The 15,423-nt window shown below is 70.0% G+C and carries 16 protein-coding genes; 3 read left to right on the top strand and 13 right to left on the bottom strand.

The genetic code is table 11. The features are described from left to right. The first annotated feature begins 279 nt into the window (after positions 1 to 279). Positions 280 to 480 (top strand): hypothetical protein, encoded by a 201-nt coding sequence (locus tag ABZ656_RS07905; RefSeq protein WP_360265623.1) that lies wholly within the window; start codon positions 280 to 282, stop codon positions 478 to 480. Positions 481 to 523: 43 nt separating this feature from the next. Then, positions 524 to 814, top strand: coding sequence for a hypothetical protein (locus ABZ656_RS07900; protein WP_360265620.1), 291 nt, complete (start codon positions 524 to 526; stop codon positions 812 to 814). 176 nt (positions 815 to 990) lie between these two features. Here ABZ656_RS07900 and ABZ656_RS07895 read toward each other — a convergent pair whose 3' ends face one another. The 12 genes from ABZ656_RS07895 to ABZ656_RS07840 all read right to left on the bottom strand — a co-directional run bounded on the left by ABZ656_RS07895 (position 991) and on the right by ABZ656_RS07840 (position 13,326). After that, positions 991 to 3,852, bottom strand: coding sequence for a DEAD/DEAH box helicase (locus ABZ656_RS07895; RefSeq protein WP_101406114.1), 2,862 nt, complete (start codon positions 3,850 to 3,852; stop codon positions 991 to 993). Between the two features lie 40 nt (positions 3,853 to 3,892). After that, positions 3,893 to 4,783, bottom strand: a complete 891-nt coding sequence (locus ABZ656_RS07890; protein ID WP_360265617.1) for a diacylglycerol kinase — start codon at positions 4,781 to 4,783, stop codon at positions 3,893 to 3,895. 31 nt (positions 4,784 to 4,814) lie between these two features. Beyond that, positions 4,815 to 5,765, bottom strand: a complete 951-nt coding sequence (tatC, locus tag ABZ656_RS07885) for a twin-arginine translocase subunit TatC (RefSeq protein WP_101406112.1) — start codon at positions 5,763 to 5,765, stop codon at positions 4,815 to 4,817. A 47-nt stretch (positions 5,766 to 5,812) separates the two neighbouring features. Beyond that, positions 5,813 to 6,097, bottom strand: coding sequence for a Sec-independent protein translocase subunit TatA (tatA, locus tag ABZ656_RS07880; RefSeq protein WP_101406111.1), 285 nt, complete (start codon positions 6,095 to 6,097; stop codon positions 5,813 to 5,815). A 259-nt stretch (positions 6,098 to 6,356) separates the two neighbouring features. Continuing rightward, the gene (locus ABZ656_RS07875; RefSeq protein ID WP_101406110.1) at positions 6,357 to 6,551 is read right to left on the bottom strand and encodes a hypothetical protein; all 195 of its coding nucleotides are present in this window, start codon (positions 6,549 to 6,551) and stop codon (positions 6,357 to 6,359) included. A gap of 10 nt (positions 6,552 to 6,561) precedes the next feature. Then, positions 6,562 to 6,822, bottom strand: a complete 261-nt coding sequence (locus tag ABZ656_RS07870; RefSeq protein ID WP_101408255.1) for a hypothetical protein — start codon at positions 6,820 to 6,822, stop codon at positions 6,562 to 6,564. Positions 6,823 to 6,935: 113 nt separating this feature from the next. Then, positions 6,936 to 7,952, bottom strand: coding sequence for a WYL domain-containing protein (locus ABZ656_RS07865; RefSeq protein ID WP_101406109.1), 1,017 nt, complete (start codon positions 7,950 to 7,952; stop codon positions 6,936 to 6,938). Positions 7,953 to 7,969: 17 nt separating this feature from the next. Beyond that, positions 7,970 to 8,923 carry a WYL domain-containing protein gene (locus ABZ656_RS07860; protein ID WP_101406108.1) on the bottom strand — a complete coding sequence of 318 codons (954 nt, stop codon included), beginning with the start codon at positions 8,921 to 8,923 and terminating at the stop codon, positions 7,970 to 7,972. A gap of 197 nt (positions 8,924 to 9,120) precedes the next feature. After that, a complete protein-coding gene (locus ABZ656_RS07855) occupies positions 9,121 to 9,492 on the bottom strand; it encodes an FKBP-type peptidyl-prolyl cis-trans isomerase (RefSeq protein ID WP_101406107.1) in 372 nt (123 codons plus the stop codon). A 69-nt stretch (positions 9,493 to 9,561) separates the two neighbouring features. Next, positions 9,562 to 10,566 (bottom strand): FKBP-type peptidyl-prolyl cis-trans isomerase, encoded by a 1,005-nt coding sequence (locus ABZ656_RS07850; RefSeq protein WP_101406106.1) that lies wholly within the window; start codon positions 10,564 to 10,566, stop codon positions 9,562 to 9,564. A gap of 129 nt (positions 10,567 to 10,695) precedes the next feature. Continuing rightward, the gene (gene pafA, locus ABZ656_RS07845; RefSeq protein ID WP_054231169.1) at positions 10,696 to 12,057 is read right to left on the bottom strand and encodes a Pup--protein ligase; all 1,362 of its coding nucleotides are present in this window, start codon (positions 12,055 to 12,057) and stop codon (positions 10,696 to 10,698) included. A gap of 9 nt (positions 12,058 to 12,066) precedes the next feature. After that, a complete protein-coding gene (locus ABZ656_RS07840) occupies positions 12,067 to 13,326 on the bottom strand; it encodes an MFS transporter (RefSeq protein ID WP_360265611.1) in 1,260 nt (419 codons plus the stop codon). Positions 13,327 to 13,450: 124 nt separating this feature from the next. On the opposite strand from ABZ656_RS07840, the gene ABZ656_RS07835 reads away from it, so the two are divergent. Continuing rightward, entirely contained in the window at positions 13,451 to 14,467 is a 1,017-nt protein-coding gene (locus ABZ656_RS07835; protein ID WP_180362579.1) for a LacI family DNA-binding transcriptional regulator, read from the top strand. Positions 14,468 to 14,659: 192 nt separating this feature from the next. Here the strand turns inward: ABZ656_RS07835 and prcA are convergent, their stop codons facing one another. Further along, entirely contained in the window at positions 14,660 to 15,406 is a 747-nt protein-coding gene (prcA, locus tag ABZ656_RS07830; RefSeq protein ID WP_101406103.1) for a proteasome subunit alpha, read from the bottom strand. Positions 15,407 to 15,423: the final 17 nt, after the last annotated feature.

Raw genomic sequence — 15,423 nt, 5'->3', positions numbered from 1 at the left:
AAAGCATCGCGGAAACGGACGCGGGCCGAACGCGCCCCGGGGCCGGGGCTTCACAGGCGTGGCACGAGCTTCGCCCCGCACCACCCACGTTCCGTACGCGCGCCTGACCTCACGGCCGTGGTCGGGCCGGAAGGCCGACGAGTCACGATGCGGCAAGAAAGCATCGCGGAAACGGACGCGGGCCGAACGCGCCCCGGGGCCGGGGCTTCACAGGCGTGGCACGAGCTTCGCCCCGCACCACCCACGTTCCGTTCGTCAGCGCCGGCCCCCGGGGGACCCATGCAGTCCAAGACCACACGCATCGCCCATCTGCTCGTCACCCTCGCCTTCCTGACCGACGGAGCCGGTGCCGTCACGGGGTGCGGCAGCGAAAGGGCCGTCGGCAGCGGGGTGCAGGCCCCCGGCACCGGTCAGGAAACCGCGGGCGGAGAGCCGCGCCCGACAGGTCGCCGACGCCTGGGACGGTTCCGGGGCCGCTAGGCAATGGCGCAAGGGCTACTACCCGACGGCGGACGCGGTCCAGTTGCCCGAGGGCGGCCTGCGCGACGAAACCGACAAGCTGGCCTTCACCACGCACAACTTCGTGCTGCGCGGCGCGCTTCCGGCACTCCCGCGGAAGGACGGGGAGGTGAGGTGGAAGAGCGGAGCCTCCCTCACCCTGCCGCTGATGGCGGCGGGCAAGGCGTACGAGAGGGTGGCGCGCGGCGGGAACGACGGCCCGCACCTGACCGTGACCGGGGCGAAGCCGGGCGAGATGACCCTGACCACCAGCCGGGGCCCGGCGACCGTGCCGGCCTGGCTGTTCCGACGGTGAAGCTGACCCGCCCGATCGGCGACCGTGTCCTCCTGGACGCCCACACCGGCCGCCCCGTGCCTCATGAGGAGCCGCACGAGCCCTCACCGAGCTGGGGCTGACACACAAGGTGCGCCACCCCCGGCAGGGAGGCGGCGCACCACGAGCGACCGGGCCACCGGCTCGGCTCAGCCCACTCAGCCCACCGACGAGTAGGCGACCACTCCGCGCAGCAGGCCGTCGACCGCCTTGCGCGCGTTCTTCGCGACCGTCGACCTCTCACCACCGGCGACCGGCGCGGCGGCCGAGATCTGGCCCAGCACGTCGATGACCTGCTTGCACCAGCGGACGAAGTCACCGGCCGGCATCTCCGCCTCGCGCAGCACCTCGTCGAGGCCCTTGCCGGAAGCCCACTCGTAGGCCGCCCAGGCGAAGCCGAGGTCCGGTTCGCGCTGGCCGACGCCCTCGGACTGGGTGATCCGGAAGTCCTCCTCCAGCGCGTCGAGACGGCCCCAGATGCGGACCATCTCACCGAGCGCCGCCTTGGCCTTGCCGGACGGCAGCTTCGGCGCCATCGCGTCGTCACCGACCCGCGACTCGTACACCAACGCCGAGACACAGGCCGCGAGTTCGGCCGGGTCGAGGCCTTCCCAGACCCCGGCGCGCAGGCATTCGCTGGCCAGCAGGTCGAGTTCGCCGTACAGCCGGGCGAGCCGTCGCCCGTGCTCCGTGGCCTCGTCGCCGCGCAGGTAGTCCAGCTCGGTGAGGAGGGCGACGATCCGGTCGAAGGTGCGGGCGATGGTGTTCGTCCGGCCCTCGATGCGGTTCTCCAGCTGCTTGGTGTCGCGCAGCAGCCGGTGGTAACGCTCGGCCCAACGGGCGTGGTCCTCACGGTCGTTGCAGCCGTGGCAGGGGTGGGCGCGGATCGCGGTGCGCAGCCGGGCGATCTCACGGTCGTCGGCGGCCTCGGAGCGGCGCTTGCGCAGCCGGTCAGGAACGATGTGCCCGGCCTTGGTGCGCAGCGCGGAGGCGAGGTCGCGACGGGACTGCGGAGAACGCGGGTTGAAGGACTTCGGGATGCGCATCCGCTCCAGCGCCTCGACCGGCACCGGGAAGTCCATGGAGGCCAGTCGCTTCACCTGGCGCTCGGCGGTGAGGACCAGCGGACGCGGTCCGTCGTGGTACTCGAAGCCGCGGTGGCCGTTGGACCGGCCCGCGGGCAGCCCCGGGTCGAGGACCAGCGCCAGGCCCGCGAACTTGCCGGTCGGGACATGGATGATGTCGCCGGGCTTGAGCTTCTCCAGCGCCACGGCCGCCTCGGCGCGCCGCTGCGCCGCGCCCTGCTTGGCGAGCTCCGTCTCGCGGTCCTTGAGTTCGCGGCGCAGTCGCGCGTACTCGTCGAAGTCCCCGAGGTGGCAGGTCATGGACTCCCTGTAGCCCTCCAGCCCCTCCTCGTTGCGCTGTACCTGCCGGGAGATCCCGACGACCGACTTGTCGGCCTGGAACTGCGCGAAGGACGTCTCCAGCAGCTCACGCGAGCGGTGCCGGCCGAACTGCTCGACCAGGTTCACGGCCATGTTGTACGACGGCTTGAAGCTGGAGCGCAGCGGGTAGGTGCGGGTGCCCGCGAGTCCCGCCAGGTGGTCGGGGCTGAAGCCGCGCTGCCACAGCACGACGGCGTGGCCCTCGACATCGATGCCGCGGCGCCCTGCACGACCCGTGAGCTGGGTGTACTCGCCGGGTGTGATGTCGGCGTGCTGCTCGCCGTTCCACTTGACGAGCTTCTCCAACACCACCGAGCGGGCGGGCATGTTGATGCCCAGCGCCAGGGTCTCGGTCGCGAACACGGCCTTCACCAGGCCGCGTACGAAGAGTTCCTCGACGACTTCCTTGAACGTGGGCAGCATGCCCGCGTGATGGGCCGCGATGCCGCGCTCCAGGCCCTCCAGCCATTCGTAGTAGCCAAGGACGTGCAGATCCTCGGAGGGAATGGACGCGGTGCGCTCCTCGACGATCTCGCGGACCTTCGCGCGCGCCTCCTCGTCGTTCAGCCTGAGGCCCGCGTACAGGCACTGCTGGACGGCGGCCTCGCAGGCGGCGCGGCTGAAGATGAACGTGATCGCGGGCAGCAGGCCCTCGGCGTCGAGCCGTTCGATGACCTCGGGGCGGCCCGGTGTCCAGATCCGCGAGCGCTGCCGGCGCTCGCGCTCACGGTCGGCCTCCCGCATGGCACGGCCGCGCCTGCGGTCCTGGAACGAGGGACGGCTGGCCTCCATACGGGCCAGGCGGGTGAGGTCGGGGTTGACCGCCTTCTTGTTGCCTTCGCCCTCCTCGAAGAGGTCGTACATCCGGCGGCCGGCCAGCACGTGCTGGAACAGCGGGACGGGCCGGTGCTCGGAGACGATCACCTCGGTGTGGCCGCGCACGGTGTCCAGCCAGTCGCCGAACTCCTCCGCGTTCGACACGGTCGCCGAGAGTGACACCAGGGTCACCGACTCCGGGAGGTGGATGATCACTTCCTCCCAGACGGCGCCGCGGAAGCGGTCGGAGAGGTAGTGCACCTCGTCCATGACCACATAGCCGAGGCCGAGAAGGGTCTGGGAGCCCGCGTACAGCATGTTGCGCAGCACCTCGGTGGTCATGACGACCACCGGGGCATCGGAGTTGACGCTGTTGTCGCCGGTGAGCAGGCCGACCTTGTCCGCGCCGTAGCGGCGGCACAGATCGGCGTACTTCTGGTTCGAGAGCGCCTTGATCGGCGTGGTGTAGAAGCACTTCTTGCCCTGCTGGAGGGCGAGGTGGACGGCGAACTCGCCGACGACCGTCTTGCCCGAGCCGGTGGGCGCGGCCACAAGCACACCCTTGCCCGCTTCGAGCGCCTGGCAGGCCTCGATCTGGTAGGGGTCGAGGCCGAAGTCGTACATCTCGCGGAAGGAGGCGAGCGCGGTGGCCTGCTCGACAGCGCGCTTCCGTGCTGCCGCATACCGCTCGGCCGGTGAGAGGTCCTCTGTCATCGTGCTTTCGAGACTACCGGCAGCCACTGACAACATGACGATCAATATCCGGATCTGTTTATCTCAAACCCCGGATTCCCGCAGCTCAGGGAATTGCCACGCGCACCGCCGCGGGCACGCACTCCGCGGTGAGCGGCAGCGGCCCCAGCGGCTCCCCGTCCGCGTACGCGGTGACACCCTCGGCGACGAGCTCGACCTTGGTGGCCCGGTGCGCGGTGACGACGGGGTGGTCGAGGTGGGTGCCCCGGTAGACCTTGGGGAACACCTTGAGCAGGGTCGTACGGCTGCACTCCCCGACGACCGTGACGTCGAACAGCCCGTCCTCCAGCTCGGCCCTCGCGCAGATCCTCATTCCGCCGCCGTACGACGACCCGTTGCCGACCGCGACGAGGGTCGCCCGGATCTCCCGGACCTCGCCGTCGTCCAGGGTGATCCGGTACGGGAGGGGCCTGAGGGCCGCCAGTTCGGCGAGCATGGCGAGGTCGTACTTGAAGCGGCCGACCGGCCACCGCATGCGATTGCCGCGATCGTTGACCCGGGAGTCGAAGCCGGAGGCGAGGACGGTGGCGAACCAGGTGCCGTTCACCCGGCCCAGGTCGATGTCGCGCAGCCGCGCCCCTTTGAGGGACTCCGCGATCAGCCGTCCCGCGGCCGCCGGGTCGCGCACCGGAAGCCCGAGGGCACGGGCGAAGTCGTTGCCGGTGCCGGCGGCGACCAGGCCGAGCGGGGTGCGGGTGCCGGCGACGGCCTGGAGGGCGAGGTTCGCCATGCCGTCGCCCCCGACGGCTATGAGGGCGCCGGTGCCGCCCTCGACGGCCTCACGCGCGCGCGTGAGGGCGTCCTCGGCGTTCTCCCCGAGGACCGTACGGACGGAGAATCCCGCCGCTCGCAATGCGAAAGCGGCCGGCTGCGCCGCGTGGGCGCCCCGGCCGCGTCCCGCGGTGGGGTTGACGAAGAGGGTGATCTCGCTGGTCACGGCCCTGACCCTACGAGATCTCCGGGCTTCGTCAGGTCACGTCGTCATAACCGTTGACCCGGTCCGTGCCCGACTGCTCGGGCAGCGCGCGGTGCGCCGACACGCTCTCGACCTCGCCGATGTCGTCGGGCGTGAGGTCCAGGTCGGAAGCCTCGTCGTCGGCCGGACCCTCGGCCTCGCGGCGCCGCTTGCGCCGGTCGTTCGTCAGCGAGAAGACGACGGCGCCGAAGTACAGGACCCAGATCGGTACCGCGAGCGCCAGCATCGTCAGCGGGTCGGTGCTCGGCGTGGCTACGGCCGCGAAGACCGTGATGCCCATGATCATGGCGCGCCACCAGCCGAGCATGCGCTTGCCGGTCAGGATGCCGGTGAGGTTGAGCATGACCAGCAGCAGCGGCAGCTCGAAGGAGAGGCCGAAGACGACCACCATGCGCGTGACGAGGTCGAGCAGATCGTCGAGCGGCAGCAGGTTGTTCACGCCGTCCGGCGTGAAGTCGATCAGCACCTTCGCGGTGGTGGGCAGCACCTTGTAGGCGAAGAAGCCACCGGCGAAGAAGAGCGGAACGCCCGTCCCGACGAACGCGTACGCGTACTTCTTCTCGTTCTGGTGCAGACCGGGCGCGACGAACGCCCACAGCTGGTAGAGCCACACCGGCGAGGCGAGCGCGACACCGGCCATCAACGAGACCTTCAACGCCAGGGTGAACGGGGCGAGCAGACCGTTGATCGTGATCTGCGCGCACTGCTGGTGGCCCTTGGGCGTTTTCGCCAGCTCGGCGAAGCTCGAAGGACACCCGACCGAGTCCAGCACCGGCTTGGTGAAGAAGTTGATGATGTCGTTGTAGTAGAAGGCGGCCACGACCGTGACGATGACGATGGCCAGCATCGCCTTCGCGAGCCGGTTGCGGAGCTCACGAAGGTGGTCCGCAAGGGGCATCCGTCCCTCGGGATCCTTCTCCTTCTTGCGGGCAGACTTGAGCAACCCACGTCCTCATCTCGTGCGGCGGGCCGGAGGCGTCCGGCCCTGCGTCAGCGCTTGGTCGTGTCCGTCGGCTCGGTGACCGGGCGGGAGCTGGTCACATCGCCGGGCGCGGCCTGGATCGTGCGCTGAGCCGGGGGCTGCTCGTCGGTGCTGGGCGGACCGGCCGGGGCGGGGGTGCTGCCCTCGTCCTTCATCGCCTTCGCCTCGCTCTTCAGGATGCGCGCGGACTTTCCGAGGGAGCGCGCCATGTCCGGAAGCTTCTTCGCGCCGAACAGCAGGATGATGACGACGAGGATGAGAATGATCTCGGGAGCGCCGAGCCTTCCGAACATAAGTCTTTACCTTCTCACCGAGGCGGCTGGGTCGGGGTGCTGTCCGATCGGTCGGACATGTGTCCGAACGTCGTGATGACAGCGATCGTAACGCTCAGGGGTGAACGCGGGGCAATCCCTGTGCGTACTCCCAGTTCGCGGCCCGCGCCTCGTTCTCCGGACCGCGATCAGAAGCGTACTCGCCCTCACCGGCAAGTTGACAGGTTCAAACGGCGCATTGCGTATCCCGCGACGGACTCATACCGGGATCCCTGGAAGGTCATACGGCATCCACAGAACGCGCGACCCCGACGGCCGCCCGCTCCAGGTCGTCCGCCGCCTGGTTGATCCGGCGCGCGGAGTCCGTCACCTGCCGCCCCAGACGTTCCGCTTCCACGAAGACACGGACAGCGAGCACGCCGAGAACGGCGATTCCAAGAAAACCCACGACAATCGCGAACATCGGCCAGAACATGAGGCCGAGCCTAAGACGTGGAGTGCAGGCGGAGTGTGCGCACCCCGCCGCCGGTGAGGAGTTCGACGATGCGCTCGCCCGCGGGCTTGCGGACGGCCGAGCCGCACTCGGTGCAGGTGAAGGAGTAGAACGTGGTGCGGCTGGTGGCGCCGATGGCCAGCATCAGGGCGTTCGCCCTGAGCTCCAGAGCGGCCCGGCAGTCGGGGCAGCCCGCCTTGAACAGCACGTCGGCGACTCTCCGCATACCGGCGAACGCGGTGACGACCGTCATCTCCGCCGCGCCCAAGGACGCGCCGGTCCGCTCCGCGCCGCCCGCCTTCACCGGCCCGCCGGCCCTCTGCGAGGTACCGGCCCTCCCCGACGCGCCCGACATCGCCGACGTGGTCAAAGCCCCTGCTCCTGCCTGTCGTACGGTCCGTCCTCATCGCCCTCGAGGCCGTCGTAGGCCGCGAGTGCCTCCCGAGCCGCCTCGCGAGCGCTGTCCGCCAGTTCCGGCGGCGACACGATCCGGCCGTCCCGGCCCAGGCGCAGCGCCAGCCGTCGCAGCGACGTGGGGTCGGGGGTCCGCAAGGTGACACGCAGCCCGCCGTCCGGCAGCTCATCCGCACTGTCGTGCGGGTAGTACTCCGCGACCCAGCGCCCGCCCGGCCCGACCTCGACGACCACCTCGGGGTCCTCGGCCGCGGGCTGTACCAGCCCCTCGGAGAGGTCTCGCAGCTCGACCTCGGGCGGCGCGGACGGCTCGTCGAGGATGCGGATCTCGGCGACCCTGTCGAGCCGGAAGGTCCGGCGCGCCTCGGAGCGGCGGCACCAGGCCTCCACGTACGTGTGCCCGACACTGACCAGGCGGATCGGGTCGATCTCGCGCTCGGTGAGCTCGTCGCGCGAGGGCGAGTAGTAGCGGATCCACAGCCGGCGCCGCTCCGAGATCGCCCGGTCGACGTCCGCGAAGACGCCGCCCTCGGACTCGAAGGTCACCGAGAGGCGGGAGCTGGCGCCCGCCGCCTCGCCCGAGGCGGCCTCCACCTTGGCGGTGGCGCGCAGCAGCGCCTGCCGGTCGCCCTCGCGCAGCCCGGGCAGCGTGGACACCGCGCGGGCGGCCACCAGCAGCGCGGTCGCCTCGTCGGCGGCGATACGGAGGGGTTCGGCGACGTCGTCGGGGTTGTGCCACCAGATGCGGTCGCCGTCGGTGTCGATGTCGAGGAGGTCACCACCGCGGAAGCTGGTCCCGCACAGCGGCAGCACGTCGAGGTCGGAGATCAGCTCGTCCTCGGTGATCCCGAAGGCCCGGGCGACATCACCGACGTGCGCACCCGGGCGCTCGCGCAGATAGGTCACCAGGGAGAGCATCCGCCGGGTCTGGTCGATCGCGTTCGTGGGCCTGGCCGGTTTTCCTGCCACGTTCTCTGCGTTCCCCCTCAGCCCTTGGCCACGGCGCGCAGCCGGTCCACTACATCGGCCCGCAGCTCGGCGGGCTCCAGGACCACCACGTCGGGCCCGAACTCGACGAGCCAGGCGTCCAGCCCGTGCCCGTACGGAATCTCCAACTCGTCCCAGCCGTCAACCAGTTCCCGTACGGAGACGGCCTTGGCCCGCAGCGGGTAGCCGGAGCCGGTGCGCAGCCGGATCAGCGCGGAGCGGTCGGCGATCTCGCCCGCCCAGCTCGCGACGGTCTCCCGCACGGTGACGACGTCGGGCACCTCTGCGGTGTAGCGCCCGGCGCGGGAGCGGACCCTGCCGGTGATCCGGGAGAGCCTGAAGACGCGCTCGGCGCCGCGGTCACGGTCCCAGCCCGCCAGGTACCAGTGGCCGCGCCAGCACTCCAGCGCCCACGGCTCGACCTGCCGGGTCTCGGGGTGTGCGGCGGTGGCCTTGCGGTAGTCGAAGACGACCGGGCGGCGGTCGCGGCAGGCCAGCATCAGCGGCTCGAAGGCCGCCTCGTGCACGGGGATGTGCGGTTCGAGGGCGCCATGCGCCTCGTAGGGGTCCACATCCTCGGGCAGCCCGGCGGCGCGCAGCTTCTGCAACGCACCACTCGCCGCGCCGGCCAGCCGGGCCTGCTGCCAGACCTTGGCGGCGAGGCCGAGGGCGGCGGCCTCCTCGGCGTCGAGGGTGATGGGCGGCAGGCGGTTGCTGTCGCGGCGGGCGAGATAGCCGACCTCGCCGTCGAGGTTCTCCACCGTCTCGATGACCAGGCCCAGCTCGCGCAGATCGTCCTTGTCGCGCTCGAACATCCGGTTGAAGGAGTCGTCCGACCCGGCTTCCAGATAGGCCTCGATGGACTCGCGGAGTTCGCGCTTGCTGAGCGGCCGCCGCGTCCCGAGCAGACACAGCGCGAGGTTCATCAGCCGCTCGGCCTTGGCAATGGCCATCGACGCCCTTCCTATGGTGCTTCCGACCGACGACCGTACCGCTCCGGAGTGCCCCGGCAAAAGCCGAGGGCCCATGCCCGGACAGGCATGGGCCCCAGGTGATCGGCTTCGGACTAATCCCGATCACAGAGCGTACGAAGTTCGGGCGGGAACCCGGCCTTCATGATGATCGGATCAAGACCCGATCCCGCTGTGGATCAGACCGCGACCAGGTCGCAGACGAAGATCAGCGTCTCGCCGGGGCCGATTCGGCCACCGGCGCCACGGTCGCCGTACGCGAGGTGCGCCGGGATGACCAGCTGGCGACGGCCGCCGACCTTCATGCCCTGCACACCCTGGTCCCAGCCGCTGATGACCTGCCCGACACCGAGCTGGAACTCCAGCGGGGTGCCGCGGTTCCAGGAGGCGTCGAACTCCTCGCCGGTGGAGAAGGCCACGCCCACGTAGTGGACCTTGACGAAGTCGCCGGCCTTGGCGACCTGGCCCTCGCCTTCCCAGATGTCCTTGATCTCGAGGTCCGCCGGGGGCTCGCCGCCCGGGAAGTCGATCTCGGGCTTCTCGATGCTCACGTCTCTAGCTCCTGCTTGTTCGCGTAAAGGCCTTAAAGCAACACCGACAGTCTCACATCCCGCAAGGCGTTACATCTTGGCCAGGATGTCCACCGAGAACACCAGGGTGGAGTCCTTCTTGATGCCACTGCCGCTCGGCGGGTTGTTGCCGTAGCCCAGCGCCGGCGGGATGACGATGAGGACGCGGCTGCCCACCTTCTTGCCGGTCAGGCCCTGCGCCCAGCCCTTGACGACCTGCTGCAGCGAGAACGACGCCAGCCGGCCGCTGCTGTACGTCGAGTCGAACTCCTTGCCGGTGTCCCAGAGCACGCCCTTGTACTGCACCAGGACGCTGCTGTCCGCCTTGACCTCGTCGCCGTCGCCCTCGATGACGTAGTCCGACACGAGCTTCGTGGGGGCCGTCGCCTTCGGCACGTCGATGGAGGGGGCCTTGCCGTCGGTGTTGGTGCCGACCTTCGGGAGGGCGGCGTCGCTCTGCGCGACGTCCTTGCCCTGGGCGGAGCTCGTCGCGTTGAAGGTGTTCTCGATGTCGACGACGAACACCAGCGTGTCGGTGCCCTTGATGCCGGCCTGCGTGTTGCCCTGCGTGCCGTAGCCCCAGGTCGGCGGCACGGACATCTGGACGCGGCTGCCGACCTTCTTGCCCACCAGGGCATAGCGCCAGCCGTCGATGATGCCGCCCTGCGCGAGCTGGATGACCAGCGGCGTCTTACGGTCGTAGGAGTTGTCGAAGACCTTGGCGGTGTCCCAGACCTGGCCGAGGTAGTTGGCCTGGATGTAGTCGTTCTCCGCGACCGTCTTGCCGCCGCCCGCGATGACCGTCTTGACCGCCAGATCCTTCGACGGGGAGCCGGTGCCCTTGGCGACGGTCGGCTTCTCACCGAACTTCGTCCCGGCCGTGATCGCCGGCAGCGGACCGTCGACGATCTTAGGCGGCGGCGCCGCCGAGGCGGACGCGGGGGCCGACGGGGACGGGCTGCTGCTGGACTTGGCCTTGTCCGACTTGTCGTCACCGCATCCGGCGAGCGTGACCAGTCCGGCGGGTACGGCAATGAGGAGGGAGCGTCGGCGCACGGTGAGGGCCTCGTATCGATCGATCTTGGTTGATGGCGTGCGCGCAACTCTACGACGTGAGAAGGGCGCCGTACGGAAAACGTACGGCGCCCCGCGTTGCGTTCCGCCATCACACGCGGAACCCAGCGCTCACATTCCCGCGATCAGCTTCTCCACCCGATCGTCGACCGAACGGAACGGGTCCTTGCACAACACCGTGCGTTGCGCCTGGTCGTTGAGCTTGAGATGGACCCAGTCGACGGTGAAATCGCGGCGCTGCTCCTGAGCGCGCCGGATGAAGTCGCCGCGCAGCCGGGCCCGAGTGGTCTGCGGCGGCACGGACTTGCCCTCGAAGATCTTCAAATCGTTGCAGATCCGGGTGGCTTGCCCCTTCCTCTCCAGCAGGTAGTACAGACCACGACGCCGGTGGATGTCGTGATATGCGAGGTCTATCTGCGCGACCCGGGGATGCGACATCGTCATGTTGTGCTTGGCCCGGTACCGCTCGATGAGCTTGTACTTCATCACCCAGTCGATTTCGGTACCGATCCGGTCGAGGTCCTCGGCCTCGATCGCGTCGAGCGTGCGGCCCCACAGTTCGAGCACCTGCTCGACCGTGCCGGTGCGGATGCCGCGGCGCTCGCAGAAGTCCACGGCCTTCTCGAAGTACTCCCGCTGCACTTCCAGCGCGGAGGCCTCCCGGCCGCTGGCCAGACGCACCTTGCGCCGGCCCGTGATGTCGTGGCTGACCTCGCGGATCGCCCGAATGGGGTTCTCCAGGGTGAGGTCGCGCATGACCGTACCGGCCTCGATCATGCGCAGTACCAGGTCGGTGGCGCCGACCTTGAGGAGCATCGTCGTCTCGGACATGTTCGAGTCACCGACGATGACGTGCAGCCGCCGGTAGCGCTCGGCGTCGGCGTGCGGTTCGTCGCGGGTGTTGATGATCGGCCGGGAGCGGGTCGTCGCCGAGCTGACGCCCTCCCAGATGTGCTCGGCGCGCTGGCTCACGCAGTACACGGCGCCGCGCGGAGTCTGCAGCACCTTGCCGGCACCGCACAGCAGCTGCCGGGTGACCAGGAAGGGAATGAGAATGTCCGCGAGCCGGGAGAACTCCCCGTGCCGGGCCACCAGATAGTTCTCGTGGCACCCGTAGGAGTTGCCCGCCGAGTCGGTGTTGTTCTTGAACAGATAGACGTCGCCCGCGATTCCTTCCTCGTGCAGGCGTCGTTCGGCGTCGACCAGGAGTCCTTCGAGAATGCGCTCGCCGGCCTTGTCGTGGGTGACGAGTTCCGTCACGTTGTCACATTCGGGTGTCGCGTATTCCGGATGTGATCCCACGTCGAGATAGAGGCGGGCACCGTTCCGCAGAAAGACATTGCTGCTGCGGCCCCATGACACGACACGGCGGAAGAGGTACCGCGCCACCTCGTCGGGAGACAGGCGGCGCTGTCCCCTGAACGTACACGTGACGCCGTACTCGTTCTCCAGCCCGAAAATGCGGCGGTCCATGACTGAACATTACGCCCGATCCCCCGAGCTGAAACGGGGTTCGACGGCACGGTTTGGATCATTTTCCGATGAGACCGCAACGACCGCACCGTCCCCGGTAGCTGCGAGGACCCGCCCCGTGGCCAGCAGAACCACCAGCGCGGCGGCACCCGCGGCGCCCGGCAGGGCGAAGCCCCACACCGCCCCGCCCCGCTCGACGACCGGGCCCGCCAGGCCCGTTCCGACCGACGCTCCCACGGTGAACGTCGTCACAAGCCAGGAGAACGCCTCGGTGACGGTGCCCCTCGGCGCGTGCCGGTCGACGATGATGAAGGCGCAGGCGATGCAGGGCGCCAGGAAGACCCCGGCGAGCGCCGCGAGGGCCGTCATGGCGACCGCGCCCGGCATCAGCACGAGCGGCAGGTAACACACCGCCAGAAGGGCGACCAGCCCCCGCAGTCGCCGCTCGGGCGCGCCGCTCCACCGCCGCGCCCCGTACGCCGTCCCACCGACGAGGGCCCCGAGCCCCACGGCCGCCATCAGCCAGCCGTACACCGCGTCGCCGCCGTGGTCGTCGGCGTAGGACACCGCGGCGACCGTGATCGAGCCGAGCGCGATCCCCACGAACAGGAACGCGCCCAGCAGCGCCAGCAGCCCGGGTGAGCGCAACGCGCCGAGCCAGTGCGCCTCGCGCGGTGCCGAACGCCACGCGCGCGAGGGCGGCGAGAGGACCACGGAGAGGGCGCCCAGCACCCCGACGACGTTCAGGATCAGCAGCGCCGCCCGGGCGGACCAGAGCGAAGCGCACAGGGTCAGGAGCAAGGGTCCGACGGTGAACATGACTTCCTGCGCCACGGCGTCCATCGCGTACGCGGTGTGCACCTGCTCCTCCCGGCGCAGCACGGAGGGCCACAACGCCCGCAGACCGCCCTCCAGAGGCGGCGTGAAGAGCCCGGCGACGACCATCGAAAGGTACGCCACCGGCAGCGGGTCGGTGCCCGAGAAGGCGAAGACGCCCATCCCGAGGGCCGAGACGAGCGGGGCCGGCAGCTGGACGCGGGGCTGCCCGTACAGATCCACGAGCCGTCCGAGCAGCGGCTGCCCCACGGCGTTGCCCACCCCGTACACGGCGGCGAGCGCACCGGCCAGGCTGTACGTCCCGCCCTCCGCCCGCACGAAGAGCACGACGGCGATGGCGGCGGTGGCGTTCGGCAGCCGCCCCGTGAGCGTGCCGGCGAGCAGCCGTGCGGCGTGCCTCGCCCTGAGGATCTCCAGGTATCCCGCGGCCATGTCATGCCCTTCCGGTAACGCGTGACGTCCGACTGGTCATGCACACGAGGTTTTACGTATAACGCCCTGCGTCATACGTACCATGTGCCCAGTCCGCGAGTCCAGACGAAGGAGCAGGTCGCCGGTGGCACGAGGTAGCACCCGCCCGACGAGTCGTGACGTCGCCCAGGCCGCCGGGGTGTCCCAGGCCGCGGTCTCTCTGGTGCTGGGCGACAAGTGGCGCGGCCGGGTCTCCGAGACGACCGCGGAACGCGTCCGCGAGGCCGCCCAGGAGCTCGGCTACCGCCCGAACCTGGCCGCCCGCAACCTCCGCCTGGGCCGCACCCGTACGGTCCTCCTGGTGGTCCCCGCGCTGACCACCGAGTTCTTCGCGGGCGTCTACACCGGCGCGGCCCGCGTCGCGGCGGACCACGGCTTCGGCGTGGTCCTGTACCCCTCCCCCGAGGGCATCGGCCCCGCCCGTGACCCGTTCGGCTCCGCGGCGGCCGCCCTGGACGGTGTCATCGCCTCTTCCATGGCCGCGGACGCCCTGACCGCCATCCGGGGCGACCAGCTCCCCCTGGTGATGCTCGACAGCGACCCGGAGGGCAGCCTCGGCGCGGCGACCGTCAACCTCGACATCAAGGACGGCGTACGACAGGTGGCCGAGCACCTCCTGTCCCTGGGCCACCGCCGTTTCCTCCATCTGGCGGCGGACATCCCGTCCTGGACCTTCGCGGTACGCGCCCGGGAACTGGCCGAGCGCCTGTCCGAGGTCCCCGGTACGGACCTCCGCACGACCCGAGCCCCGATCTCCTTCGAGGACGCCCTGTCCGTCGCGGAAACGGCGCTCGCCGCCCCCGGCCCCCGCCCCACCGCCCTGGTCTGCGACGACGACAAACTGGCTGCAGGCGCCTACAAGGCGGCCCGCCGCCTGGGCCTGCGCATCCCCGAGGACCTCTCCATCACAGGCCTGGACGACCTGGCACTGGCCCAGGCCATCGACCCGGAGCTCACCACCGTCCGCCTGGACGCGGAACGCTTCGGCGAACGCGGCATGGAAGCCCTCCTGGCCGTCCTGGACGGCCGAACGCCCCCCGTGGGCGACATCCCGGTACACCTGGTCGTACGAGGCTCCACAGCCCCGCCAGGCTCCCCGTAGGCCGCACGCCCCACGCACCCGCAGCCGCCGACGCACGAGGGGGACAGGGCCGGTACATCAAAGCCCGTCGCTTACGTCCGGGTCTGGAAACGGCTCCCCATAGGGCAACGTCCGATCCGGCGGCGACGGGCTGATGCACCGGCCCTGCCCGCCCCACCCACCGGCACCGGCGGGCAGGGCGAAGACCAACGGTCACTCCTCGTCTTCGGCGTCCTCGGCCTCCGTGGCGGTCTCCGCGCCGCCCTCCTCCAGCAGCCGGCCCAGCTGACGCCCGACGATCCGCCTGAACTTGCGCTGCTGCGGACGCGTACGGTCCAGCACCGCTACCTCCAGGCGCTCCGCGGGGATCTCCCGCTCGCCCCCGTTCGGCTCCCGCGACAGCGACTGCACGGCCAGCTTCAGCGCCTCCGCCAGCGACATCCCGTCCCGGTGGCGCTGGTCCAGATAGCTGCTGATCTGCTCGGCGTTGCCACCCACCGCGACGGACCCGTGTTCGTCCACGATGGACCCGTCGTGCGGCAGCCGATAGATCTGGTCACCTTCGGGGGTCTCCCCCACCTCGGCGACAACGAGCTCCACCTCGTACGGCTTCTCGGCGGCCGAGGAGAAGATCGTGCCCAGCGTCTGCGCGTACACATTCGCCAGACCCCGCGCGGTCACATCATCACGGTCATAGGTGTAACCCCGCAGATCGGCATAGCGCACACCACCGATCCGCAGATTCTCGTATTCGTTGTACTTGCCGGCGGCCGCGAAGCCGATCCGGTCGTAGATCTCGCTGAACTTGTGCAGCGCACGGGACGGGTTCTCGCCGACGAACACAATGCCGTCGGCGTACTGCAGCACAACGAGGCTGCGACCGCGGGCGATGCCCTTGCGGGCGTACTCCGCCCGGTCGGCCATGGCCTGCTGGGGTGAGACATAGAACGGCGTCGACACCGGTTATCCGTCCCTTT

This window comes from Streptomyces sp. NPDC007095, assembly GCF_040634475.1.
Classification (GTDB): Bacteria; Actinomycetota; Actinomycetes; order Streptomycetales; family Streptomycetaceae; genus Streptomyces.
This window is presented reverse-complemented; position numbering and strand designations above follow the sequence as displayed.

Excerpts from the sequence above, each read along its gene's own strand:
- ABZ656_RS07905 (WP_360265623.1), top strand. The coding sequence starts at position 280 with ATGCAGTCCAAGACCACACGCATCGCCCATCTGCTCGTCACCCTCGCC.
- tatA (WP_101406111.1), bottom strand. The coding sequence starts at position 6,097 with ATGTTCGGAAGGCTCGGCGCTCCCGAGATCATTCTCATCCTCGTCGTC.
- ABZ656_RS07875 (WP_101406110.1), bottom strand. The coding sequence starts at position 6,551 with ATGTTCTGGCCGATGTTCGCGATTGTCGTGGGTTTTCTTGGAATCGCC.
- ABZ656_RS07870 (WP_101408255.1), bottom strand. The coding sequence starts at position 6,822 with ATGACGGTCGTCACCGCGTTCGCCGGTATGCGGAGAGTCGCCGACGTG.
- ABZ656_RS07860 (WP_101406108.1), bottom strand. The coding sequence starts at position 8,923 with ATGGCCATTGCCAAGGCCGAGCGGCTGATGAACCTCGCGCTGTGTCTG.
- pafA (WP_054231169.1), bottom strand. The coding sequence starts at position 12,057 with ATGGACCGCCGCATTTTCGGGCTGGAGAACGAGTACGGCGTCACGTGT.
- ABZ656_RS07840 (WP_360265611.1), bottom strand. The coding sequence starts at position 13,326 with ATGGCCGCGGGATACCTGGAGATCCTCAGGGCGAGGCACGCCGCACGG.